The following is a 599-nucleotide window of genomic DNA, read 5'->3' as shown; positions in this document are numbered from 1 at the left end:
AAGTCGGAGTTGCTAGTAATCGCAGATCAGCATTGCTGCGGTGAATACGTTCCCGGGCCTTGTACACACCGCCCGTCACGTCACGAAAGTCGGTAACACCCGAAGCCGGTGGCCCAACCCCCTTGTGGGGAGGGAGCTGTCGAAGGTGGGACTGGCGATTGGGACGAAGTCGTAACAAGGTAGCCGTACCGGAAGGTGCGGCTGGATCACCTCCTTTCTAAGGAGCATCTAGGCCGCCAAGCTTGCTTGGTGGTCCAGGGCCATTACGTCGGCGCATGTCCGACGGTGGTTGCTCAAGGGTGGAACGTTGATTATTCGGTGTCGCCGTTCATCTCGGGCTGCAAGTACTGCTCTTCGGAGCGTGGAAAGCTGATCACGAGTGACGGGGATGCCGGGCACGCTGTTGGGTGTCTGAGGGTATGGCCGTGAGGCTGCCTTCAGTGCCGACCCCAGTGAACTTGCCGTAAGGGGCGGGGTGATGGGTGGTTGGTCGTTGTTTGAGAACTGCACAGTGGACGCGAGCATCTGTGGCCAAGTTTTTAAGGGCGCACGGTGGATGCCTTGGCACCAGGAACCGATGAAGGACGTGGGAGGCCACG

General features: G+C 59.6%; 1 rRNA gene. It reads left to right on the top strand.

What is annotated here, in order from left to right:
• Positions 1 to 217 (top strand): 16S ribosomal RNA (locus tag ACNFOC_RS55040); the annotation flags it as partial.
• Between the last annotated feature and the right edge of the window lie 382 nt (positions 218 to 599).

The sequence above is a fragment of the Streptomyces colwelliae genome, from assembly GCF_048158785.1.
Taxonomy (GTDB): domain Bacteria; phylum Actinomycetota; class Actinomycetes; order Streptomycetales; family Streptomycetaceae; genus Streptomyces.
Note: the sequence above shows the minus strand (reverse complement) of the source record. Positions and strands in the feature narration are given on the sequence as shown.